The 24,515-nt window shown below is 32.8% G+C and carries 18 protein-coding genes; 2 read left to right on the plus strand and 16 right to left on the minus strand.

From position 1 onward, the window contains the following. The first annotated feature begins 103 nt into the window (after positions 1-103). Positions 104-1,660 (plus strand): hypothetical protein, encoded by a 1,557-nt coding sequence (locus tag AC4FQ3_RS09250; protein WP_491181665.1) that lies wholly within the window; start codon positions 104-106, stop codon positions 1,658-1,660. 209 nt (positions 1,661-1,869) lie between these two features. After that, positions 1,870-3,681, plus strand: a complete 1,812-nt coding sequence (locus AC4FQ3_RS09255; RefSeq protein WP_491181666.1) for a hypothetical protein — start codon at positions 1,870-1,872, stop codon at positions 3,679-3,681. A 57-nt stretch (positions 3,682-3,738) separates the two neighbouring features. On the opposite strand, the gene AC4FQ3_RS09260 is transcribed toward AC4FQ3_RS09255, so the two are convergent. From AC4FQ3_RS09260 to AC4FQ3_RS09335, 16 genes are all read right to left on the minus strand, one after another. Next, positions 3,739-4,173: a YMGG-like glycine zipper-containing protein gene (locus AC4FQ3_RS09260; RefSeq protein WP_491181667.1), complete on the minus strand. Its 435-nt coding sequence runs from the start codon at positions 4,171-4,173 to the stop codon at positions 3,739-3,741. 266 nt (positions 4,174-4,439) lie between these two features. Beyond that, a complete protein-coding gene (kynU, locus tag AC4FQ3_RS09265; protein ID WP_491181668.1) occupies positions 4,440-5,717 on the minus strand; it encodes a kynureninase in 1,278 nt (425 codons plus the stop codon). 183 nt (positions 5,718-5,900) lie between these two features. Then, positions 5,901-6,950 (minus strand): tRNA preQ1(34) S-adenosylmethionine ribosyltransferase-isomerase QueA, encoded by a 1,050-nt coding sequence (gene queA, locus AC4FQ3_RS09270; RefSeq protein WP_491181669.1) that lies wholly within the window; start codon positions 6,948-6,950, stop codon positions 5,901-5,903. A 351-nt stretch (positions 6,951-7,301) separates the two neighbouring features. Then, positions 7,302-8,531 carry a 3-phosphoshikimate 1-carboxyvinyltransferase gene (aroA, locus tag AC4FQ3_RS09275; RefSeq protein WP_463459648.1) on the minus strand — a complete coding sequence of 410 codons (1,230 nt, stop codon included), beginning with the start codon at positions 8,529-8,531 and terminating at the stop codon, positions 7,302-7,304. Positions 8,532-8,665: 134 nt separating this feature from the next. Continuing rightward, on the minus strand, positions 8,666-8,992 hold the full coding sequence (locus tag AC4FQ3_RS09280; RefSeq protein WP_012022600.1) for a nucleotide pyrophosphohydrolase: 327 nt from the start codon (positions 8,990-8,992) through the stop codon (positions 8,666-8,668). Positions 8,993-8,994: 2 nt separating this feature from the next. Beyond that, positions 8,995-10,968 carry a DUF3858 domain-containing protein gene (locus AC4FQ3_RS09285; RefSeq protein WP_491181670.1) on the minus strand — a complete coding sequence of 658 codons (1,974 nt, stop codon included), beginning with the start codon at positions 10,966-10,968 and terminating at the stop codon, positions 8,995-8,997. A gap of 1 nt (position 10,969) precedes the next feature. After that, entirely contained in the window at positions 10,970-12,988 is a 2,019-nt protein-coding gene (locus AC4FQ3_RS09290) for a DUF3858 domain-containing protein (RefSeq protein ID WP_491181671.1), read from the minus strand. 26 nt (positions 12,989-13,014) lie between these two features. Next, positions 13,015-14,922: a DUF3858 domain-containing protein gene (locus tag AC4FQ3_RS09295; protein ID WP_491181672.1), complete on the minus strand. Its 1,908-nt coding sequence runs from the start codon at positions 14,920-14,922 to the stop codon at positions 13,015-13,017. A 63-nt stretch (positions 14,923-14,985) separates the two neighbouring features. Continuing rightward, complete coding sequence (dtd, locus tag AC4FQ3_RS09300; protein WP_491181673.1) at positions 14,986-15,438, minus strand: D-aminoacyl-tRNA deacylase; 453 nt, start codon at positions 15,436-15,438, stop codon at positions 14,986-14,988. A gap of 148 nt (positions 15,439-15,586) precedes the next feature. Then, a complete protein-coding gene (rsgA, locus tag AC4FQ3_RS09305) occupies positions 15,587-16,570 on the minus strand; it encodes a ribosome small subunit-dependent GTPase A (protein ID WP_073397783.1) in 984 nt (327 codons plus the stop codon). Positions 16,571-16,885: 315 nt separating this feature from the next. Beyond that, positions 16,886-17,968, minus strand: a complete 1,083-nt coding sequence (locus AC4FQ3_RS09310; protein ID WP_115847983.1) for a bifunctional 3-deoxy-7-phosphoheptulonate synthase/chorismate mutase type II — start codon at positions 17,966-17,968, stop codon at positions 16,886-16,888. A gap of 12 nt (positions 17,969-17,980) precedes the next feature. After that, on the minus strand, positions 17,981-18,841 hold the full coding sequence (locus tag AC4FQ3_RS09315) for a prephenate dehydrogenase (RefSeq protein WP_491181674.1): 861 nt from the start codon (positions 18,839-18,841) through the stop codon (positions 17,981-17,983). A 251-nt stretch (positions 18,842-19,092) separates the two neighbouring features. Next, a complete protein-coding gene (locus tag AC4FQ3_RS09320; RefSeq protein ID WP_491181675.1) occupies positions 19,093-20,238 on the minus strand; it encodes a pyridoxal phosphate-dependent aminotransferase in 1,146 nt (381 codons plus the stop codon). 69 nt (positions 20,239-20,307) lie between these two features. After that, entirely contained in the window at positions 20,308-21,144 is an 837-nt protein-coding gene (locus tag AC4FQ3_RS09325) for a prephenate dehydratase (protein ID WP_042563665.1), read from the minus strand. A 442-nt stretch (positions 21,145-21,586) separates the two neighbouring features. Beyond that, complete coding sequence (locus tag AC4FQ3_RS09330) at positions 21,587-22,753, minus strand: DUF1501 domain-containing protein (RefSeq protein ID WP_491181676.1); 1,167 nt, start codon at positions 22,751-22,753, stop codon at positions 21,587-21,589. A gap of 10 nt (positions 22,754-22,763) precedes the next feature. Further along, on the minus strand, positions 22,764-24,149 hold the full coding sequence (locus AC4FQ3_RS09335; protein WP_491181677.1) for a DUF1800 domain-containing protein: 1,386 nt from the start codon (positions 24,147-24,149) through the stop codon (positions 22,764-22,766). Between the last annotated feature and the right edge of the window lie 366 nt (positions 24,150-24,515).

The following is a 24,515-nucleotide window of genomic DNA, read 5'->3' on the forward strand; positions in this document are numbered from 1 at the left end:
GTAAATAATAAGGTTTGTAAAATCATGTAACCAATAAAGAGAATAATGTAATAATCCTTTTTTTTAAAAGCCTAAATTTATGTATTTAAAACCAATCCTATAAATGTCAGTATATAAAAAAATAGCAATCGGTGTAATTTCCCTTTTTTTACTTGTGGTTTTTGCCAATATTGGTCTGAATTACTGGATCAAAAAACAACTTCCGATTATTATTCACGAGAAAAACAATACGCCGTATAACATCAATTACGAAAAAATTGAAGTATCGCTTTTTTCCAGAAATATCTACGCCGAGACATTATTAGTAAGCCCGAAAAATGAACCTAAAGACAGCAAAAACGGGCTTTTTTCGAAAATCGAATCTATTACCATTCAGCATTTTAATATTTGGGATTTGGCTTTTCGCGACGTTATTCAGGCCGAGAGCATTATCATCAATAAACCCAGAGTTATTTTATATAAAAAAGGCGAAAAACTTTTGAATAACAGCAAAAGCATTAAAAATGAAATTATCGCACCCTTTCGTAAAATAATTGCTGTTTCGAACATTTATTTGAATGACGCATCTGTGGATGTTGTTTCTTTAGATTCTCAAAAACCAATTTTCAGTATTAAAAAAATGGTTTTAAAACTGGAAGGTATTTTAATCACCGATGCAACCTTAAACGAAAAAATTCCGCTTCGATATGAAAGTTACGCTTTAGTAATTGATAGCTTATTTTACAAACCAAGTGCTTTTTATCATATTAACATTGGCAAAATAAGTACCGAAAAAAACTTTATAAAAATCAATAATTTTTCTAATCTCCCTCAATTTAACCGACAAGATTTTATTAAGCATTTAGATAAGGAAAAGGATATTTATACGCTAAAATTCGATTCAGCCCAAATAGCAAAAATGGATTGGGGTTTTAAAAATGATCGTTTTTTCTTTAAAGCAAATTCACTTGTAATCAATCATTTTGATGCCAATATCTATCGTGGCAAAATGCCAAAAGATGATTTAAGCAAAAAATATCTTTACAATCATTTATTACGAAATATTAAATTTCCGCTACAAATTGATACTTTGCAAGTCTTGAAATCAAAACTGGTTTACGAAGAAGAAATTGATTTTTCTAAAGGTCCGGGTGTTTTAAACTTTGATCATTTTAATCTTCAGGCAACAAATTTGAAAAGTGGTTTTGGATTAAAAAAAATGGATGATGTAAAAATCAAAATTAACTGCGTGTTCATGAAAACGTCGCCATTAAATGTTAATTGGAATTTTAATGTTTTAGATAAAAAAGACAGTTTTCATATTCAGGGCGTTATTTCAAATTTTGATGTAGCAGCGATGGGCAGATTCAGCAAGCCTTATATGAATGCTTCGTTTACAGGAGTTTTTAACAAATACCGTTTTAATTTTTATGGAAATGATAATGTCTCCAAAGGAAATGCTTCTTTAGATTATGATGATCTGAAGGTGAAATTATTCAAAAAGAAAAACCCGGAAAAAGAAGCAAAACTAAAATCTGCTGTCGTTAATTTATTAGTAAAAAACGACTCAAAAGACAAAGCAAAAACCGCCGAGGTTGAACTTGAAAGAATTCAGGAAAAATCATTCTACAATTTTTTATGGCGAAGCATCGCAGAATCTTTGAAGAAGATTTTGATTTAGTGTTTTTTAGCCACGAATTACACGAATTTCCGCAAATTTTTTATTTGTTGACATAGCCAACGGTTTCAACCGTGGAACACAATGTATTTTACATCCCGTCTCCCACGGTTGAAACCGTGGGTTATGTAAAGAAACCTCGAACCTGATAATTATCAGGTTTTCAGTAATTATTTTTCTTCACATTTGTTTTTATTTTAATTTGAAAACAAATGACAAAAAGGCCTTTACATACCTTTCATATTCCGGTTATGGGACTCGCTTATACTATTGACAGCCCGATACGAGTGGCGCAATACGGGATTTCGTCTGTAATTTCTATAGCCGATGATGATTTAATTGAAAAGATGCGTAATTTTTACAGCACTAAATTCAATTTTCCATATGAAGAAATAAATCAGAAATTCCATGATTATCGCGCCGAAAGAATCACTTCGTATCTAAACTTAGTAGACAAAATCGTAAAACAGAAGTTTGAAAATTTTAAAACAGAATTAGCTGAAAGTAAAACCGCTTTAGAGAATTTTATAGCAACATTACCCAATACTTCTGACATTAAAAAAGGTTTTCAAAATTTACTGGAAGATGGAATTTTATTCAAAGAAAACATTCAAAACTACATCGAATCAAATCTTTTTCCAGGTGAAATTGATGTAAATATCATGACGAAACTGGACAAAGATAATTTTGTCAAAAATGAACAGCTCCCTATTGAGTTTAATGACGCCCATGCTGCTTTAAGAGGTTTTGCAAACAGTAATCTTGAATCCTCGGTTGTACTTTCTGCAGGAATGAATCCAAGACTTTACAGTTACTTTGAGAATTTTTCAGACTTTTTTCCAAATCAAAAAAACGAACTTAAAAAGAAAATTATTCTAAAAGTTAGTGATTTTAGATCTGCAATGATTCAGGGAAATTTTTTAGCTAAAAAAGGACTTTGGGTTTCTGAATACCGCATAGAATCAGGTTTGAATTGCGGCGGACACGCTTTTGCAACTGATGGACTTTTATTAGGAACTATTCTGGAAGAATTTAAACTAAAAAAAGAACAATTAATTCAATCTGCTCATGAATTGATGGTAAAAGTGCTGCAACAAAAAAATGCTCCTACTCCTAATCAGCCCCTGCCTTTAAAAATTACCGTTCAGGGCGGCGTTGGAACTGCGGAAGAACATGAATTTTTATTAGAAAAATACGAGGTCGATTCTGTTGGGTGGGGCTCTCCTTTTTTATTAGTTCCCGAAGCAACATCTGTAGACCAGACAACCCGTAACTTATTGATAAATGCGAAAGAAAAAGATTTGTATTTGAGTCATATTTCACCTTTGGGAGTTCCTTTTAATACAGTGAGAGGTACAACAAATGAAATTTTAAAACAAAAACGAATCCACGAGAATAAAGCAGGAAGCTCGTGCCCTAAAAAATTTCTGGCGTTGAGCAAAGAATATGATCCTCATGGAATTTGTACAGCCTCAAAAAAATATCAGGACATAAAATTAGCCGAATTAGATAGTATCAAAAACACTCTTTCAATTAATGCTTTTGAGAATGCTAAAACTAAAATCACAGAAAAATCATGTTTGTGTGTTGGTTTAGCCAATTCCTCCTATTTAGAAAATGATATTAAAATAAAAGGACAAGCCCAAGGTGTTGTTATCTGTCCTGGTCCTAATATGGCGTATTTTGATCAAGAAGTTTCACTTGCTGATATGTTGCAGCATATTTATGGAAATAAATCTGTTTTAAGGGCTAAAAATCGCCCCAATTTATTTGTGAAAGAATTAAAGATGTATATCGATTATTTCAGAAACGAGATTGAAACTATTTCGGGTGAAGTTACTGCCAACCAACTTAAAAAATGGAATAGTTTTAAAGCTAATCTTCTGGAAGGTATTGATTATTATCAGAATTTATTTGAATCCGGTTTCTATTTTAGAAGCGATGCAGAAAAAATCAAATATCAGTTCGATTTTTATAAATTGGAATTAGCAGCAATAAAAATTCCAACACCAGAATTAGTATAAAAACAAAACCCCGATCTGGAAATCCAGATCGGGGTTTTATATATAGCGCTATTTAGCTTACTCTTTTTTATTTTTACTGTCAATAACGGCACCTGTCCCAGTTCCTAAAGCAGCGCCGGCCAGACCACCGATAATTGCACCCTCACCTTTTTTCTTACTTACAATTGCTCCGGTTGCAGCACCAACTCCCGCACCAATTACGGCACCTTTAGCAGTAGCACTCCAGCCTTTCTTTTTAGTTGTAGTTGTCGTAGTTGCAGTATTTCCGTTTGCCGCCTGTTGATGTACCACTACCACTTTTTGAGATTCTACTCGTTGCTCTTCTTTTATTTTTGCCATCTCAGTTTTCATCGAATCCATAACTTTTTGTTGTTCAATTGCAACTTTCATGGAATCTATACTTGCCTGTTTCGCCTTCTTCATATCCGCATTCGATTGATTCTGACAAGAAACGATCGAAAGAGCAATCAATATTATATATAAAGTTTTCATGATTGTAGTTTTTAATTAGATTTATACACTACAAAGTAAAGAAGATGTTTTTTGTTGATGTTATATGATTTGGGAGAAAGGTTATAGAATTTGAAGATTATTATGATAGTTTGAACGCAGATGACACGGATTGCTAAAGCAAAACGCGGATTAAAACGGATTTTTTATTTGTAAAATATTTTCACGCAGATTTAATAGATTTTAGCAGATTATTTTTGAAAAATCTGTTTAAATCTGCGTGAAACAAAAAACTTTTCGAAATTCTTTTATTTTCCTAAAATTCCTTTTTTCAGAATTTGACCAAAATCATACATATCTTCATAAGAACAATACAATGGAACTGGTGCAAGACGAATTACATTAGGTTCACGCCAATCTGTAATAACTCCGTTTTTCATTAAATAATCGAATAAACTTCTTCCTTCTCCGTGTAAAAAAACAGACAACTGAGAAGCTCTTTCTTCAGGGTTTGAAGGTGTAATAATTTCAAAATTACCTTTTACTTCCTTATCAATTTCATGCAAAATAAATTCTAAATAAGAAGTTATATGATCTCTTTTTGCAATTAAAGCATCCATTCCAACCTCAGCAAACATTTCAACTGAAGCCAAATAAGGTGCTAATGAAAGAACCGGTAAATTACTAATTTGCCATCCTCCTGCTCCATGAACGGGATCGAAAGTTGGCTCCATTTTAAAACGACGTTCTTTATTATGTCCCCACCAGCCGGCAAATCTTGGTAAATTTGCATCATTGTGATGTTTTTCATGTACAAAACAACCAGAAGCATTTCCCGGACCCGAATTCATATATTTATAACTGCACCATGCAGCGAAATCTACATTCCAATCGTGCAATTCAAGTTTTATGTTTCCGGCGGCGTGTGCCAAATCCCAACCTACTTTTGCTCCAGCTTTGTGTCCTGCAGCGGTGATGGTTTTAATATCAAAAACTTGTCCTGTATAGTAATTTACTCCTCCAATTAAAACGAGAGCAAGTTCATCTCCAACTTCTTCAATTTTTGCCAGAACATCTTCCAGACGAATATTATGTTCACCCTCACGACGTTTGATTTCTACAATTGCATCTTCTGTTTTATATCCATGAAAATGAACCTGACTCTGAAACATATATTGATCTGATGGAAAAGCTTTTTCTTCACAGATAATTTTATAACGTTTGCCTTTTGGCTGATAAAATGAAACCATCAACAAATGAAGATTTACTGTCAAAGTGTTCATCACCGTAACTTCTGATGGCAAAGCACCAACAATTTTACTCAACGGTTCTGCAAATCTCTCCTGATAATCCCACCATGGTTTTTGAGCATAAAAATGACCTTCAACGGCTAGTTCTGCCCAGTCATTCATTACTTCATCGATATAAGCTTTGGTGCGTTTGGGCTGTAAGCCTAAAGAGTTTCCCGTAAAATAAATTACGCGTTTGTCATTTACTTTAGGAAATATAAATTGATCCTGATAATGATTTAAAGTATCTTGTGAGTCAAGTTGTTTCGCAAATTCGCGTGTATTTTGAAAAGTCATTGTATAATTTTTGAAAGGTAAAAATAACAAAAAATGCTATAATAGTTAGTTAATTTTGTTTCAGGTTTCGAGTTTCAGGTTAGCTCAACGGGGTGTTCAGCTTGAAACCTGAAACCTGAAACTTTTAAACCATAAAAAAACCCGTCATTTCTGACAGGTTTTATATTTGATTTGACTTGCAAATTATAGAATCAACATTGCATCTCCGTAAGAATAGAATTTGTATCCTTCTTTGATTGCTTCTTCGTATGCTTTTTTCATTAAATCATGTCCACAGAAAGCAGAAATCATCATTAATAATGTTGATTTTGGTGTGTGGAAATTTGTAATCATACAGTTTGCAATACTAAAATCGTGAGGAGGAAAAATGAATTTATTTGTCCATCCTTCGTAAGGATTTAAAGTGTTTTGAGATGAAACTGAACTTTCAATAGCACGCATTGAAGTTGTTCCAACAGCACAGATACGTTTTTTCGCAATTTTTGCAGCATTTACAATATCGCAAGCTTCTTGTTTAATGATCAATTCCTCAGAATCCATTTTGTGTTTTGATAAATCTTCAACCTCAACCGGATTAAAAGTTCCTAAACCAACGTGAAGTGTAACTTCTGCAAAGTTTACTCCTTTAATTTCCAATTTTTTCAAAAGGTGTTTTGAGAAGTGTAAACCAGCAGTTGGTGCCGCTACAGCTCCTTCTTCTTTTGCGTAGATTGTTTGGTATCTTTCAGCATCTTCAGCCGTTACTTCTCTGTTGATGTATTTAGGAATTGGAGTTTCCCCAAGTTCTGTCAATTTGTTTCTGAATTCTTCGTAAGAGCCATCATATAAAAAACGTAATGTTCTACCACGAGAAGTTGTGTTGTCAATTACCTCAGCAACTAACGAATCATCGTCACCAAAATAAAGTTTGTTACCGATACGGATTTTTCTGGCCGGATCTACCAAAACGTCCCAAAGACGTTGCTCTGAATTTAGTTCTCTTAATAAGAAAACTTCAATTCTTGCTCCAGTTTTTTCTTTGTTTCCATACAAACGTGCAGGGAAAACTTTAGTATTATTAAGAATTAAAACGTCTCCGTCATCAAAATAGTTGATAACATCTTTAAACATTTTATGTTCTATAGTTTGTTTTTGACGATCGATTACCATTAAACGAGACTCATCTCTGTTTTCTGCTGGAAATTCCGCTAAAAGTTCTTTTGGTAAGTTAAATTGAAAATGTGATAATTTCATATTGGCATTGTGATTTTTAAAGTGTAGATTTTAGATTTTTTATCTAAAATTATAAATCGTGTGCAAATATACGATTGTGAGATAGGCGTTGTCAAGTGTTTTGCTGTTTATTTTCAAAAGTCGTTGATTTAGTGGTGTTTCGAGTTGATTAAAAAAGATTTTTTTTAACATATAAGTGGTATAAGCTCATTTAATCCGGATTCTTATAAAATGTCAATAATTTTATTTGGCTAAAGCCGAAAACAATAATCATAAAAAAACCTCCAGTTAAAACTGGAGGCTATGCATTTTTTTGCCACGAATTCACGAATTATTATTTAAAATTCGTGAATTCGTGGCGAATATTTTTATTTACAATTCTGATACTTCGAAATTTAATGCTTTAAGATCATTCCAGAAATCTGGATATGATTTTGAAACTACTTCGGCATCTTCGATAATAATTGGAACTTTCAGGGCTAAAGGAGCAAAAGCCATTGCCATACGGTGATCATTGTAAGTGCCGATTTTTACATTATGATTAATATTATGCGAAGGCAATAAAGTCAAAGAATCATTAGTAACAGAAATATTGGCTCCCAATTTTGTCAATTCAATTCTAAGCGCTTCCAATCTGTCTGTTTCTTTAATTTTTAAAGTATGGAGACCTGTTAAATGACAGCCAATTCCCAGACCTAAACAAGTTACAACAATTGTTTGTGCGATATCCGGAGTATTATTTAATTCAAAATTTACATCTTCAAACTCAAAATTCTTTTGTTTTACCAAAGTCATTTTATTGTTTTCAAACGTAGTCTGAACACCCATTTTTTCATAAAGTGACACCAACTCTGAATCGCCTTGCAAACTGTCTTTTTTATAACTGCTTAATGTAAGTGAAGCCGAATCAGACAAAGCAACCAGACTAAAAAAGTAAGATGCCGAACTCCAATCAGATTCTACAACCATTTCTTTAGCTGCAACTTCTGTTTTTGGATATACTTTAATAACATTTCCTTCAAAACTGGTTTGAATATCTAAATCATTTAGCAAAGCCAAAGTCATTTTGATGTACGGAATTGAAGTGATTTCACCTTCCAATGTCAACTCTAAACCGTTGTCTAATTTTGAAGCGACTAGTAATAAAGCCGAAATATACTGACTGCTCACATTTGCAGCCAAAGTTACTTTTGAAGCTGTAACTTTTTTTCCTTTAATTCGTATTGGCGGATATCCCTCTTCTTTTTCATAAGAGATCTCAACGCCCAATTGTGCCAAAGCCTCAACCAAAATTTTTATCGGGCGTTCCTGCATTCTGCTTGAACCTGTCATTACGACTTCTCTGCCTTCGTTTACAGCAAAATAAGCGGTTAAAAAACGCATTGCAGTTCCTGCATGATGAATATCTACAATTTCATCATTTCCAATTAAAGCTTTTTGCATTACTTCGCTATCATCAGAATTGGAGGTATTGGCTAATGTAATGTTTGGAAATAATGCTTTCAGTAATAATAAACGATTGGTTTCGCTTTTTGATCCGGTTATATTTAATTGAGAATTATCAATGGTGAATGGTGAATTCGTGCTTAATTTTAAATTCATTTTTTTTATTGTAAGTTGTGAATTTTGAATTATGCTTGATTAGAAACCTAATTCAGGCGTGCAATTTACCACTCCCCATTCATAATTCAAAATTCAAAACTCATAATTCAAAGTTTATAACTGATATTTCACAATTATTTCAATTTATCGTTGTTTTTGTGACGATCTTTATCTCTAACCGATTTTAAATCCATTTTTTTATCAAAAGCGGCCTGTAAATCTATTCCCGTTTGATTCGCTAAACATAAAACCACAAAAACAACATCAGCCAGTTCTTCGCCTAAATCTTTATTTTTATCGCTTTCTTTTTCAGATTGCTCACCGTATCTGCGAGCAATGATTCGGGCAACTTCACCAACTTCTTCGGTAAGCTGCGCCATATTTGTTAATTCATTAAAATAGCGAACTCCATGTTCTTTTATCCAGGTATCAACGTCTAGTTGTGCATTTTTTAAATCCATGATTATATTTTTTTAAGGACAATTTTTTCATTTTGACTGACGATTATCTTCTGAAAAAACTCTTTCAGCATATCGTAATCACTTGCTGCAAAAATAGCTTTGTTTATTCCTTTTGTCACCTGAATTTGTATTTTATTTTCTTCAGTATTCATATTCATTATATAAAAACCATCTTTACCTTCTGTACTAATGCGTATTGGTTTTGGAAGCGATTCTACAACATAGCCATCCGGGATTTTTAAGAAGACATTGTAAACATTCTGATCCGGATATCCAAAATAAACTGGCATTTGTCTTTCTTCCTGAACAAGCGGATTGGAAGTGTCTGTAAAGAAAAGCAAGGGTTTTAAAAATATTTTCCCGTTAATCATATCATACGCATTGCTCCATGAAAAATTAAATTTCTCTACCACTGGTTTCGACAAATCTTCATTCTTATTTTCTAATAAATAATCTTTAATTTCGATTTTGCTCAAATCATTTTCTAACTTTTCAAGATAAGCGTCTTCATCATTATTGCTTACTTTTAATTCTCTAAATTGAAGTGCCGAATAATCTGCTCTTCTAATTCTAACTTGTCCCTGAATTTGTTTTAATTCAGGATCTATAGTAGCTATTATTGTATAGTTGCCTTTTGACAGAGATTCCGGAATAAGATCAATTTCTTGCGAAGAACCATCTTGTTTTATAAGTCTTCCTTTCCAGTTTAATAGGTTTAATGGCAAAACATTTAACGTAGTAAACTTATTCGCTGCATTTAATAAAATTTTCTTTCCATCGATTTCTGCAGCGGCAATTACATAATTAAAAACAGTACGGTTTGGAAATACAGGCACGCCATTTTCAAGCGTACTAACCAAAACCGGACTCACTTCTATACCCGCAGTTTTTAGCATCGAAATCAAAATGAAATTTATTTCTGCGACATTTCCTGTTCTTGCTTCATATGCTTTTTTAACTCCTTTGTCTACAAAATATCCATTTTCTTTATTCCAGTTCATTCTATTCTGAACAAAGTTGAATATCGCATTTAACCGATCCAAAGGCAGGTTTACATTTGCTAATAAAATTTTTAAATCTTCAGAATAATAGTTTTTAAATTTTATCTCTTTTCCAAAACTCTCATTTTCATAAATACTAGTTGCAACTCCTTCCCAGGTCTTAGTTAAATCTACAATAGGTTCACTTGGAAATCGCTTTCTTTCTAATTCATTTTGTATAGAACCTGAATAATTGCTTATGTTATCGACAAATTTTTCATTTTTTAGTGCAGGAATATTTTCAGAAGTATAAAGACTGTTAATTTGTTTGTAGCCCGTAGCAAATATTTGTTTACTCTCTACTACTTCAGTGCTTGACTTAATATTTACTTGACCAATAAGTATTGTTTTATAAATCAGGAACTCAGGAATTTCAGTTTTATACTCAAAAAAAGCAACAGGAAAAGGATATTGAAAATCGAAATCAGGAAGCCTAATCAGATTTTCGGATTTCACAACATATTTAAATTCGATAACAGACCCGACTTTTACGTTTGGCAAAGTAATCATTGCCTGATTCCAGTATTTATTGATGTTGCTATTAAAAACACCTTCACTATTTAATTTTGTTTTTACAATGACACCATTTTCCAAATTATATGTCGCTGCATTTGAAAAACTAACACTATCATCATTCCTGTTTTCATATCCTATGTAGTAAGAAACTTTATGGTTTGCCAGGTTAAGTCCTTCTTTTTTGTATATTTTGATTTTAAATTCATAAACATGATTAGCCGTAAAACCTCTTTCTGATGTATAAGTGAAAAATGTTTTTCCTTTTTTAAATAAAACTGCTGCGGCTGCGGTAGTATCTTTTGCATTTACTTTTTGCTGTAATTCTTCAATTGTTACTTTGCCTAATTCATAATTTTGCGCGTTAATTTTTGAAATACTTAAAAGTAAAAAAGCAACCAATACTAAACCGTAAAATCTCATATTATATTCTTTTTAAAACTATTTTTTCTGTTTCTTTTGCAATCATTGCCTTGTAATATTCTTTTAGCATTTCATACTTATCAGTTCCTACAATAGCTTCATTAATTTGATGTGCAACAACTAATTGCAAAGAATTTCCGCTTACTGCAATATTATATTTGAAAGTTCCTAAATTATCCTCCATCGTCATTACTGCGGGCGCCGGCAAACTCTCTACCGAAAAACCTTCCGGAATTTGAATGGTAATATTATACTTGTCTGCAAATGGAAAACCAAAATCAACCGGATATTCTCTAACTTCCTGCTTAAAAGGATTTTTTTCATTTGTAAAAAATAACATCGGATTAATATAGATTTTGCCGCCAATTTGTTCGCATAAATTGTTTCCTGTAAAAGAATATGTTTCTACAATTGGCAATAAGATTTCCTTTTCGTTTGTTCTGGAATATTCGCTTATTTCTATTTTATTATTTTCATTCTCCAGTTTCTCCAGATATTCTTCTTCTTTCAAACCAGAAATATTATCCCTTGTTATCATTGCATTATAATCTGTACATTGCCTTCTGGTTTTTCCGGTAACTTTACCTTCGTTGTCAATAGTATAATTGATAAAAACATTATCACCGGATGGCTTGCTGGGCATTAAATCAACATCTTCTGATGTTCCGTCTTTTCTAATTAATCTTCCCTGCCAGTTTAATGTTCTTAAAGGCAAGATATTGGGTGTCGAAAATTTATCGGTTGCATCCAGTAAAATGTTTCCATTTGGAGTTTCAACTGCGGCAATAACATAATTAAAAGCTGTTCTGTTTGGGAACAAAGGAATCCCGTTTGAACGTGTGCTCACCAAAACCGGATTTGCCGTTAAACCCGCATAACGCAACATTGCGGTAAGCATTAAATTGATATCACCTACATTTCCTGATTTTTCTTTATATGATTTTCGTACTCCGTTATCGCAATCATAACCATAATATCCATTCCATTTTACACTCGATTTTACATGATTCAGGATTGTCATAATTTTTTCTTCCGGAGAATCTTTACCAGCTAAAATTACTTTTAAATCATCTTCAAAATAACCGGTTTTATTTAATTCAGGACCAAAAGTTTCATAATCATAAATTGTTTTTACTACCGAATTCCAATCTGTTGAATAAGGTTTTAAGGGCTCATTTGGAAATTTTACCATAGACAATTCATGCTGAATACTTGATGTGTAGTTATCAATGTTATTTACAAAAGCCTCATCTTTCATCGCTGGAAAATTTTCTCCAACATAAGTAGTTTTTGTTTCTATATAATCAAACTTGTCCTGAGAAAATTCTGTTCTTGTAGCTGTAAACCCGCCTGAATTAACCCTTTCTTTAGAAGATATAATTATCGACTTATTGTTTTTTTCAACTGTCATTTTAGGAAAAACATATCCTTTTTGTCTTGCATTAAAAGTATAATATTCTGGAACAAAAGTTACAAATTCAGAATAATTGACCGGGATACTGGTTTGAAAATCCCATTCTCTAATCATTCTGGCTGGACTTCTAATAGTATACCTAAATTCGATAATTGAACCTTCTTTTACATTTGGCATTGTTATTTTTTTTTGCCCACTAAATTTATTGCGGACTTCATCAAATATTCCTTCGCTCTTTAACTTTGTTTTCTCGATTTTGCCATCTACTAAATTATAAGTAATCGCATCACTAAAAGAAACTTTCTCAGATATATTACTGTTGTTATAATACCAAACCTTATGAGTAACCCAGCTATAACCTTCTTTTTTATAGATTTTAATTTTGGTCTCAACATCAGTTACCGTAACAAATCCATCGTTTTGATTGTACTCGATTCTTGAACTTCCTTTTTTATATAATATCGCTGCTGCAGCTGCCGTATCTTTTGGATGTGCTTTTTCCTGCAATTCAGCAATAGACACTTTCCCTAATTTAAATTCCTGCGCAGTTACGTTTGAAATCAATAACAAAAGAATTGATAAACAAAATGGTTTAATAAATTTCATTGGTTTTGGCTTGTTTAGTTTTCTGGTTAGTTCTTGGTTAATATAATTTTGGCATTATCGTTTCTGGACACTTGTTCTATAAAAAGGCGGTATTCATCGTATTCTTTATTCGAATATTTTCCCTTATTTAAAAACATCGAACGCTTATAAACGAGTTTGTTATTTTCTTTTTTGATGATTTCGGTTTTGTATTCCCCAAATTTCCCTTTTAACTCATAGTTTGATGGTAAAAATTCGATCGTAAAACCATTAGGTAAATTAATTTCTATTTCATCAGAATCTAAATATCCACGCTGAATTTGAAATGGATTTTTTCTGTTTCGAATTCGTTTAATGTTATTTGCATTTTGATTAAAAGCATCAACAGGAAAAATTAATTTGTTGGCAGCAATTACACCATAATTTATAGCACTTACCTGAATGTTTTCTGTAAACCGAATATTTTCTTTATCGTTAGTAAAAACTATTTTCCCAAGTTTTAAATTATTGATTTTGTCCCAATATTCTTTATAATGTTTTTCTTTCTCTGTAGGCTGCAAATGTTCTATTCTTGATTTTGAACTGTATTGTGACCCCTCTGAAACAATTGAAAGTGATCCCGAAAAATTCCCGTTTTCATCTATAGTGTAATTTCCTTTGTCTGTTTGAGTATTGCCTTTGTCGTCATAGATTTTAGTACGAACAATTTCTCCGCCTTCGGGTTTAATTATCAAAACATCTCTGTCATCTGTAAAAGTTCCCTGATACCCAAAAGGATCATCCTGACTTGTGCATTCGAGCCATGTGTAATGATTTCCGTTTGGGATACACAAAATCATGTGATTCCCCTGCATGGCAACAAAATCGGCTTCTATATTGGTTTTATAACTGTCTCCATATAAAACTGTATTATACGAAGGAACATCAACAGCTTGCAAAAGTGCTTTGGTATAGTTTGTTAAAGCTTTACAATCACCGTAACCTAATCGATCGACATCTGTAGCCAACATGGGTTTCCAACCGCCAATTCCAACCTGGATACTAACATAGCGGGATTTTTTTTGTACAAAATCATAAACTAATTTTGCTTTTTTTATTGGGTCTTTTTCATCTCCAACAACAGCTTTAATTTTTGTTTTTGTTTCTTCAGGCAAATCTGTTGTTCCGGATAATATTTTTTCAGAATACCATTTACCAAAATCAATCCAATTTGTGGCTGTTCCATCAACACCTTCTAAGTGAAAATGCTCTAAACCCATCATTACTTTAGGAAAAAGATCTTTATACGACGGACTATGATCTTCGTTTTTTTGAGCCAAAATATTGCTGGCTGTATACGACAGTTGTGTATTAGTATCTGTTATTTTTTTTATATTAAAATCTAAAAATTGAAATTCTTTCTTTTTAAAACCCAAATCTGCCGGGTAAATTACATTTAAAAAAGATTTTTCGATACTAACACCATAACTTCTCAAAGGCATCCATTTTGGAATAAAAGCTGTTGAAGAAGTTTGAACTTCACTATTAAATTCAATTGTAAAAGGATAAGAAATAGGTGTATAATCCAAAAAGATATACCTGTTGTCAGAAAACAAAGTTCCACCACCAACAACACTTTGATCTTTGAAATCTTTTCTTTTTATTTTCTTAATTTCTTTTCCGAAAGCATCGTAAATTATAGCCTCAATATTTTTAACCGATGTTGATTTATCATAAAATTCATAAGCATCGATATCATCAAAACCTTTTTCGTTAAAAACAGTTACAACGCGATGATTTTTGGTATTCATGCTTCGCTGCGACAAAATTGTAATATCGGTTTGATCTAAGCGAACTACCGCATTGGCATTTTGTTTAAGACTATCTGAAATTGTAAATGCTGGAAATTCGCTCTTTTGAGCGGAAGAAATAACGGTAAATAGAAGAAAAAATAATGCAAAAACGAGGCTTTTCATCAGTAAGGAATTTCGCCAAATATATATTATTTTTAGAAATCCTTAACATTTGTTTATGATTTTTTACTCTCTGTTTTTACTGTCTATCAAAATAGTAACCGGGCCATCATTTAACAGACTAACTTTCATATCTGCACCAAAAATTCCGGTTTGTACTTTTTTATTGAATTCTTTTTCTAAAGATTTTACAAAATTCTCATACATTGGAATTGCAAACTCTGGCTTGGAAGCTTTTATGTACGAAGGTCGATTTCCTTTTTTGGTAGAAGCGTGAAGTGTAAACTGACTAACCACAATAATCTCACCATCGATATCCTGAACAGAACAATTCATAACATCATTTTCATCACCAAAAATTCTCATTTTAATGATTTTACCAACCAGCCAGTCAATATCTTCCTGAGTATCGGAATCTTCAATTCCAACTAAAACCAATAATCCTTTTTGAATATCGGCAACAATTTTAGAATCAACAGTTACGGATGCTTGTGATACTCTTTGAAGAACTATTTTCATATTTTATCTAATGATGTGGTTTTTTGCCACAGATTACACGGATTAAAAAGATTTAAATTCTAACGTTAGATGCACTGCTGTGCATCTCTACAATAAACTAATGCCTATAAATTATTAGAATTGGAATTTGGAATTTTCAAGTTGGAATTTATTTTTGATTTCTGGTTTCATCGCTAATTTTACGATCTTCATCATACGAATCTGTACGGTAATTTTCTTCATCGCCTTCCAGAATCTTCAAATAACTATTGTAACGCGACCAAGCGATCTCGTCTCTTTCTAAAGCTGCTTTTATGGCGCAATGCGGTTCTTCTTTATGTAAACAATTGTTAAACTTGCATTGATCTTTCAATTTGAAAAATTCAGGAAAATAACCGCTGATTTCTTCTTTTTCCATATCAACGATTCCAAAGCCTTTAATTCCCGGCGTATCGATGATTTTTGCATTAAATGACAAATCATACATTTCGGCAAAAGTTGTTGTATGCTGACCTTGTTTGCTGGCTTCAGAAATGGTTTTGGTTTTAAGATGCAAAGATGGTTCCATAGCATTTACCAAAGTCGATTTTCCAACACCGGAATGTCCGGAAAACATGCTCACTTTACCAATCATCATTTCTTTCAATTCGTCAACACCTTTCATTTCTGTAGAAGAAACCCGCAAGCATTTGTAACCAATTTGCTGATACACATATTGCATATACAATTGATCTTCAAGCGTTGGCTCATCAAATGTATCAATTTTATTAAAAACCAAAATTGTTTCGATATTATAAGCTTCGGCAGTGACCAAAAAACGATCTATAAAGTTGAATGTTGTTGGCGGATTATTAATCGTGATCAATAAAAATACCCGATCAATATTCGAGGCAATAATATGCATTTGATGCGAAAGGTTTACCGATTTACGAACGATGTAATTTTTTCTTTCGTGAATATTAAAAATCGTTCCCGTTACAGCATCCGAAGTTTCTTCGAGTTCATAATCGACAATATCGCCTACAGCAATAGGATTTGTACTTTTAATACCTTTCATCCTAAACTTCCCTTTCATACGGCATTCTATAAAATCACCTTTTTCAGATTTTACGGTGTACCAACTTCCTGTAGATTTATATACGAGTCCTGTCATTCTTTTATTTTAGATTGTTGTCCCGAAACTTCGGGATTAGATTTCAGATTGAAAACCTAAATCTTTGCAAAGATAAATGAATAATTTTAAACATAGTCCACGGTTTCAATCCTGGCGATAAAGATTATGATTATCGATACGTTCCCACGGTTGAAACCGTGGGCTATGTAATAAAAAGCAAAAAATCTCCAAATCTTCTTTCGAAGAAATGGAGACTTAAAAAACAATTTAATCTTAATTATGATATAAGAAAACTTAAATTAATGAAAACAAAAAGCTTAAAAAACTTATATCACTTATATAGTTTAGAAAAAATTATGCATTGAAAATTTTCTCTTGGTGACCGATACTTTCCTGGTGAATTGCTTTGAACATTCTCAAAACAAACTCTTCAGTAAGACCTTTTTTCTCACCTTCAAGAATCATTTTTCCTAAGATTTCGTTCCAACGGTTGTTTTGAAGAATCGCTACGTTTGCATCTTTTTTCACCTGACCAATTTCGTCAGCAACTTTCATACGTTTTCCTAATAACTCTAATAAGTTAGCATCAAGTACGTCGATGTTAGCTCTTAGTTTAGTCATTTTTTGAGTGTATTGATCTGTAGTATCATCCGTTTTTCTGATAGTCAAATCTTTAATGATTTGTTTCAAAGCATCTGGAGTAACTTGTTGAGCAGCATCAGACCAAGCGTTGTCCGGATCGTAGTGCGTTTCGATAATCATACCATCGTAGTTCAAATCTAAAGCCTCTTGTGTTACTTCAAAAATCATTTTACGATCTCCTGTAATGTGAGATGGATCGATGATTAATGGTAAATCAGGAAATTTATTTTGCAATTCGATAGCAATTTGCCATTCCGGGATATTTCTGTATTTTGTTTTTTCGTAAGTCGAGAAACCTCTGTGAATAACTCCTAATTTCTCGATTCCCGCCATGTGTAAACGCTCAACACCACCTAACCATAAAGCTAAATCAGGGTTTACAGGGTTTTTAACCAAAACGATTTTATCAGTTCCTTTCAAAGTATCAGCAATTTCCTGAACAGCAAAAGGGTTTGCAGTTGTACGAGCACCAACCCATAAAACGTCAATATCATGTTCTAAAGCTAGTTTACAGTGCGCTGCAGTTGCAACTTCAGTACCCATTAATAAACCAGTTTCTTTTTTAGCTTTTTGTAACCATTTCAAACCAATTTCTCCAACACCTTCAAATCCTCCCGGACGCGTTCTTGGTTTCCAGATTCCAGCTCTGAATACACTAACCTTTGAATCTTTCAATTCGTGAGCAATTTTCAATACTTGATCTTCTGTTTCTGCACTACATGGTCCAGCTATCACAAGTGGGTGATTTAAATTGAAATCTTCTAACCACTTTCTCATTTCTTTCTTATTTTCCATCTTAATTCTAATTTACTTTTTAGTTGTTGTTAATCCGTTTAGTATTTCTTTTATTTTATTCGTGCTTTCCATTTCTTCAAAAATGGCATTGTAATCTTCTTCTTTTAACAAATCCCTAAACCGACTCAGGTTTGAGATATATTCTTCTAATGTTTCGATAACATGTTCTTTGTTTTGCTTAAAAATTGGTGTCCACATTGCGGGAGAACTTTTTGCTAAACGAACGGTACTTTCAAATCCACTTCCCGCCATATCAAAAATATCCTGTTCGTCTTTTTCCTTATTCATTACCGTTTTTCCGAGCATAAACGAACTAATGTGCGACAAATGCGAAACGTAAGCAATGTGTTTATCGTGCGAAATCGGGTCCATATATCGAATTCTCATTCCTATTTCTGCAAAAAGCTTTAATGCCTTTTCCTGCAATTTAAAAGTGGTTTTTTCCACTTCGCAAATAATATTCGTTTTCCCCTGAAACAAACCTTTTATTGCCGCCGAAGGTCCTGAAAACTCTGTTCCTGCAATAGGATGTGTTGCTATAAAGTTTCTTCTTTTCGGATGACTTGCTACTGCTTCACAAATTGGCTTTTTAGTTGACCCTACTTCAAAAACAATTGTTTTATCTCCAACCAAATCCAGAACTTTAGGCAAAACAGTCAATGCTACATCTACCGGAACCGAAACAATTACAAAATCGGCTTCAGCCAAATCTTCAAAACTTCCAGCTTTCTCGATAACACCCAAATCAATTGCTTCCTGTAAATGTTTTTCGTTATTATCTATTCCAAAAATAGTTGCGTTTGGATGTTTTTCTTTGATGTCCAGCACCATCGAACCGCCAATTAGCCCTATTCCTATTACGTATACTTTCATATTTATTTTTATTTGAAGCTGATTCCTGCTATCCGCTGTATCTTTTGTGGTGAACCCCACCACAAAAGGATGTCGCTTCTATCAGGGCTAGGGCTTCTCGTTTTTTCAAGACCTTTTATTTTTTTCTGTCACCCTGAGCGATCCCGAGGCTTCGGGAGAAGGCCGCGCCAATTGGAACATGGGCTTCGACTTCGCTCAGCCTGACAAACTATGTCAAAAAATCTTGCTTCTTGCTTCTAAAATCTTAATACTTAAAACCTATCAATCGCTTCTTGTACTTTTTCTTCTTTCACACACAATGAGAATCTAATATATCCTTCACCATTGCTCCCGAAGATCGTTCCCGGTGTGATGAAAATATGCTTATCATATAATATTTCGTCAATGAACTTTTCTGCTGATTCAATTCCTTCCGGAAGTTTTGCCCAGACAAAAAGCCCAACTCCTTCTTTATAAACTTTGCAACCTAATTTTTCTGCTAGTTTTTCTGTTAATTCTCTGCGGCGTCTGTAAATTTTGTTTTGATCTTCGAACCAGGATTTATCACAATTTAAAGCTGCAATTGCTCCTTTCTGAATTCCGTAATACATTCCGCTGTCCATATTACTTTTTACTTTTAAGACTGCGTCGATAATTTCAGGATTTCCTAAAACCATACCCACTCTCCAACCTGCCATGTTGAAGGTTTTGCTTAATGAATTTAATTCCAGAGCCACATCCTTCGCGCCTTCAATTTGCAATAAACTCATCGGATTATCATTCAAAACAAAACTATACGGATTATCATTAACCAATAATATATTGTGTTTTTTAGCAAAAGCAACCAATTTTTCAAATAACGCTAAACTTCCTCTCGCTCCTGTTGGCATGTGCGGATATCCCAGCCACATAATTTTTACTTTCGAAAGATCTAATTTTTCCAAAGCTTCAAAATCCGGTTCCCACGCATTCGCTTCTTTCAAATCATAATAAACTGGAACAGCTCCTACCAAATTAGTTACCGAAGTATACGTTGGATAACCCGGATTTGGAATTAAAACATGATCGCCTTCATTCAAAAATGCAAGTGAAATATGCATAATCCCTTCTTTCGAACCCATCAAAGGCAAAATCTCATTATTGGGATTTAATGCAACACCAAATTGATTCTGATAAAAATCTGCCATTCCTTTTCTCAATTCCGGTAATCCCTGATAGCTCTGATAACCATGCCCATTCTCATCTTGAATTGCTGCGGCAACAGCTTCAATTACTGCTTTCGACGGACTCAAATCAGGGCTTCCGATTCCCATATTGATGATAGATTTTCCTTCAGACTGCAGTTGTCGAACTTCTCTCAATTTTGATGAGAAGTAGTATTCTTCAACTGTATCTAATCTTTTTGCTGTTGTAATCATTTTTTTTTGCTTTACGCTTTAAGCTGTAAGCTTTAGGCTCTTTAACTAATAACTTTTAACTAATAACTTCTAACCTATAAAAGGTTTAGTGTTTTTATATTCTCCCAAAACCTTTAAATATTCTGCCATTATATTTAGTAACGATTTGGCTTTTGCAAAATCTTCGTATTTCTCAAATGTTACATCTACGAAAAACGAATATTTCCAGGGAGTTTCAATTTTTGGAAGTGACTGAATTTTCGTTAAATTCAATTTGCAATCGCTCATTACATTTAAAACCGCTGCAAGGCTTCCTCTTTTATGATCTAATTCAAATTTAATTGAAGCTCTGTTAATTTCGCTTTCCGGCAAAAATGAATTCTGCTTTTTGATAATCACAAAACGAGTCATATTGTTTTTGATCGTTTGAATTTCCGGCGCGATGATTTCCAAATCATACATCTCAGAAGCTACTTTACTTCCTATTGCTGCAATTCCGGTTAATTGTTTTTCCTGAATTCTTCTTGCTGTTTCTGCCGTATCTTTATCTTCAACCAATTTGATATTTGGATATTGTTTCAGGAAATCCATGCATTGCAAAAGTGCCATTGGATGTGAATGAACTTCTTTTATATCTTCAATTTTCTGACCTTTTAAAGTCATTAAATTTTGATGAATGCTTAAATAATGCTCGCCAATAATGTGTAAATTATTCTTGTCAATCAAAGCATAATTCGGAATAATTGGCCCTGCGATCGAATTTTCAATTGCCATCACTGCCTGATCAGATTTTCCTGAAAGCAGGCTGTCAACTAATTCTTCAAAAGACAAACATTCATCAATAGCCACATTTTCAGAGAAATACTCCTTCACAACCTGATGATGAAAAGAACCTTTTATACCTTGTATTGCAATTTTAGTTGTCATATATTCAAAAAAAAATCCTGATTTGCATCAGGATTGTATATTAGTTTTATTTGTATTTTATATTTTTCAAATAACCATAGCACAATCCTCACTTCTACTAAAGAAGAAATAAAAAGAGTTGCTAAAATAAAAACGGTTATTAGACATTTTGTTTGTGTTTTTCAATAAATTCTCTGCGAATGTATAAATTATTTTCACTGCACCAAAAAAAATATTGCATTTTATGAAACAAAAGAGGATTTCTTAACAAATTCATCAAGTTTTGTATGATAATGTAAAAAAAGCAGCTTAAAATGTGGTTTTGAAAAATAGGTTCTAAGATCTTAGTTGCTAAGATGCTAAGATTTATCCTCCACGAATTCACGAATTAGTACAAAATAATTGCGTTTTAAAATTAAATTTTCCAAATTACAAATCAAAAATTCGTGAATATTTTTGAATTCTAAAACAATCCGGAAACCGGCATATTCTTAATCCCAATTTTAGAATAATCAAAACTCATTTTTTCCTTTAATAAAGAAGCATAAACACTTCTGAAATCAATTTCATATTTTAAATCACCATTATCTAAATCTGCTAAATTTGGATTTTTCCCTAAAATTGTTCCTTTATTATTTCCTCCAATAATAAACATGGGCGCTGCGGTTCCATGGTCCGTTCCGTTTCCGTTGTCTTTTACACGTCTTCCAAATTCTGAAAACACGACAATCGTTACATTTTGAAGCAATTGAGCCTGTTTTAAATCCTGATAAAAACTAAATAGTGCATCATTTAATTCAGTTAATTTTCGTTCGTGCATAGAAAGTTGATTGTCATGTGTATCAAATCCGTTTAGTGAAGTATAATACACTTTCGAATTTAAATTTCCTTTTACCAATCGTGCAATCCATTCCAGATTTTTAGACAATCCGGTTTTTGGATAACTAACTTCTGTTTTCGATTGTTTCAATGCATTTTGAATTTCATCTGAACCTTCTATAAGTGAATTGGCAATTTTTCGAACAAAATCCAATTGCGGATTGTTTGATAATTTTACATTTTCATCATTACCTGGTTTTATCTTAAATCGATCCGGATCTTTTAATGTTATAGAATTTGGCTCAGCACCTTTCAATGCCAGATTATCTATCGAGTCCAAATTTATTCCCGCTGTTGGCTGATGACCATGACACTGCAAATCCAAATAACGTCCTAACCAGCCTTCATTTAGATATTTATTGGAATCTACTGCCGTTTGCCAAATTTCCTGACTTCTAAAATGTGAACGAATAGGCTCAGGATAACCTACATTCTGAATCACAGTTAAATCTCCATTTTGCTGCATTTGGGCAAAATCTTTTAAAGATGGATGAAATGCCATTCCATTATTTTTTCCAAGTACAATATTCTTATTTAAGGCAATTTTAGTTCTTAAATCATAATATAATGGATTCTCATATGGAATATAGGTATTCAAACCATCGTTTCCTCCATTTAGCTGTACAAATACCAAACATTGTTCGCCAACAACCAAACTATTTTGGGAACCAAAAGCATGTAAAAATTCAGGAAGAACAAGTAGCCCTCCGGTAAACGTTCCTGTAAGCGTTAGAAAATTTCTTCTGTTCATAGCTTTAGTTTTAAATCAATTGATATTCTGGCAATTTCGTAATATAATTAAACAATCGAACTACCGCAAAATTCGAATTAGGTCCTTTAGGGTCAAAGTCATATTTGAGTAAATTTTCCATATCTTTTTGCATGGAATCATTTACAGAAAACAATAATCTGTTTGATAATTCAGCAATGATAGTTTTATTATTGCCGCTGGAATCATATTCTATCTTAACTACTTCTTTCGGTTTCTGAGTTTCATTACTCATCATATCTGGTGTTTTCTTTGCAAGATTTCCACCTTTACAAAGAAAATCGGCAGTATTGTTTCGCTGTAAGTAGAGTTGAGAAGTCAACCACGAATTTCCTCCGTCCCAACCTTTTACATTTGTCTGACTGTACAAATCCATTCCCTGCTGCCTTAAAAAGGCAACAATCCTAGTTTGATCATATATTTCCTTAAGATGCAATTCAGAAATAAGCTGAGAAATATAAACTAATGGATCTTTGATTTTTTCTCCGGAATTATCTTTAAGGTATTCTTCTGTGAAGATTTTAGTAAGTAACGGCGCTATTTCAAAATTTACTTTTCTGAAATAATTCCCATAATAAGTAACCAATTCTTCTGATGGGGAGTCATAAATAAACCACTTTAAAATTTTTCGTGTAATTAAATATGGGATATTTTTTTGTTCAAAAATAATATCGACCAAATCATCATCTTTCCAGTTTCCTGTTTTTCCGAAATAGGTTTTATCGCTATTATCTTCAAAATTTTGTCTGTAAACAGCTTGTTCATCTCCAAGACTTAATCCTGCCAAAGCCCGTGCGCCATTTTTGATATCATCTTCAGTATAATTTCCTATTCCAATAGTAAATAATTCAAGCAACTCGCGACTTAAATTTTCGTTGAATTTACCTTTTTTATTATCTACATTATCCAGGTATTTAACCATTGAATTAGATTTTAGGATTTTCTTTGTCAGTTCCTTGAAATTTCCAAAAGCATTCTCACGTAAAATCATATTGTGTTGATAAATCCAATAATTGGTTTTTACTTTTTGAGAAGTTATTACAAAATGATTGTGCCAGAAACAAACCATTTTTTCACGCAATGGAAATTCTTCGGTTTGCATTTTAGCAACCCACCATTCCTTAAGTTTTGTTGTAGTAAAATTTTCTTCTATTAGAATTTTCCTCTTTTCCTCCTTATCCAAATTTCTAATTATCTCGCCTCTTTTTTTTTGCTCTTCAATTGTTTTGGGATCATCTTGCAAAAAAGCAGGAAGTTCTTTGTCAAACTTTGATTCATAAGAACGCTTTAGGAATTTTTCTAATCCTAGTTTTTCAATTTCATCGGCTTGCTCGCCGGAAAAACCCAATCGTAACGACCAAAGATTACTTTTTTTCATAATTCAGGAATTATTACAATATGACTTAATTTTTCTATAAAGGTTTAAAATAGAAGGCGCTAAGTTTCTTAATTATTAAGAAACTAAGTTTTTTGAAAAAGGTCTTTGGTAATAATTACAACGAAGATTTTTTGGGGATATTGCCCATTCAAAGTACAAGAATACAAAAAGGTAATTAAACAAACTCCAACACGTTTTTTACTATGACCCACGGTTTCAACCTTGGGATACGAATCGTTATAATGCATTGTATTCCCACGGTTGAAACCGTGGGCTATGTTTAAAGAGTTTCTTCTGGAATCTTTTATTCAATAACAAAATCACTAATAAACTTAAAAAAGAAACCACAAAAAAAGCAGCTATCAT

It is taken from the genome of Flavobacterium sp. AK-345 (genome assembly GCF_058310175.1).

Bases quoted from the DNA above. Each gene is read 5' to 3' on its own strand.
- AC4FQ3_RS09325 (WP_042563665.1), bottom strand. From the start codon at position 21,144: ATGACAACTAAAATTGCAATACAAGGTATAAAAGGTTCTTTTCATCAT.
- queA (WP_491181669.1), bottom strand. From the start codon at position 6,950: ATGAAATTATCACATTTTCAATTTAACTTACCAAAAGAACTTTTAGCG.
- AC4FQ3_RS09335 (WP_491181677.1), bottom strand. From the start codon at position 24,149: ATGAAAAAAAGTAATCTTTGGTCGTTACGATTGGGTTTTTCCGGCGAG.
- dtd (WP_491181673.1), bottom strand. From the start codon at position 15,438: ATGAAAATAGTTCTTCAAAGAGTATCACAAGCATCCGTAACTGTTGAT.
- rsgA (WP_073397783.1), bottom strand. From the start codon at position 16,570: ATGACAGGACTCGTATATAAATCTACAGGAAGTTGGTACACCGTAAAA.
- AC4FQ3_RS09330 (WP_491181676.1), bottom strand. From the start codon at position 22,753: ATGAACAGAAGAAATTTTCTAACGCTTACAGGAACGTTTACCGGAGGG.
- AC4FQ3_RS09310 (WP_115847983.1), bottom strand. From the start codon at position 17,968: ATGGAAAATAAGAAAGAAATGAGAAAGTGGTTAGAAGATTTCAATTTA.
- AC4FQ3_RS09260 (WP_491181667.1), bottom strand. From the start codon at position 4,173: ATGAAAACTTTATATATAATATTGATTGCTCTTTCGATCGTTTCTTGT.
- AC4FQ3_RS09285 (WP_491181670.1), bottom strand. From the start codon at position 10,968: ATGAGATTTTACGGTTTAGTATTGGTTGCTTTTTTACTTTTAAGTATT.
- aroA (WP_463459648.1), bottom strand. From the start codon at position 8,531: ATGAATTTAAAATTAAGCACGAATTCACCATTCACCATTGATAATTCT.
- AC4FQ3_RS09280 (WP_012022600.1), bottom strand. From the start codon at position 8,992: ATGGATTTAAAAAATGCACAACTAGACGTTGATACCTGGATAAAAGAA.
- AC4FQ3_RS09290 (WP_491181671.1), bottom strand. From the start codon at position 12,988: ATGAAATTTATTAAACCATTTTGTTTATCAATTCTTTTGTTATTGATT.
- kynU (WP_491181668.1), bottom strand. From the start codon at position 5,717: ATGACTTTTCAAAATACACGCGAATTTGCGAAACAACTTGACTCACAA.
- AC4FQ3_RS09315 (WP_491181674.1), bottom strand. From the start codon at position 18,841: ATGAAAGTATACGTAATAGGAATAGGGCTAATTGGCGGTTCGATGGTG.
- AC4FQ3_RS09295 (WP_491181672.1), bottom strand. From the start codon at position 14,922: ATGAAAAGCCTCGTTTTTGCATTATTTTTTCTTCTATTTACCGTTATT.
- AC4FQ3_RS09250 (WP_491181665.1), top strand. From the start codon at position 104: ATGTCAGTATATAAAAAAATAGCAATCGGTGTAATTTCCCTTTTTTTA.
- AC4FQ3_RS09320 (WP_491181675.1), bottom strand. From the start codon at position 20,238: ATGATTACAACAGCAAAAAGATTAGATACAGTTGAAGAATACTACTTC.
- AC4FQ3_RS09255 (WP_491181666.1), top strand. From the start codon at position 1,870: ATGACAAAAAGGCCTTTACATACCTTTCATATTCCGGTTATGGGACTC.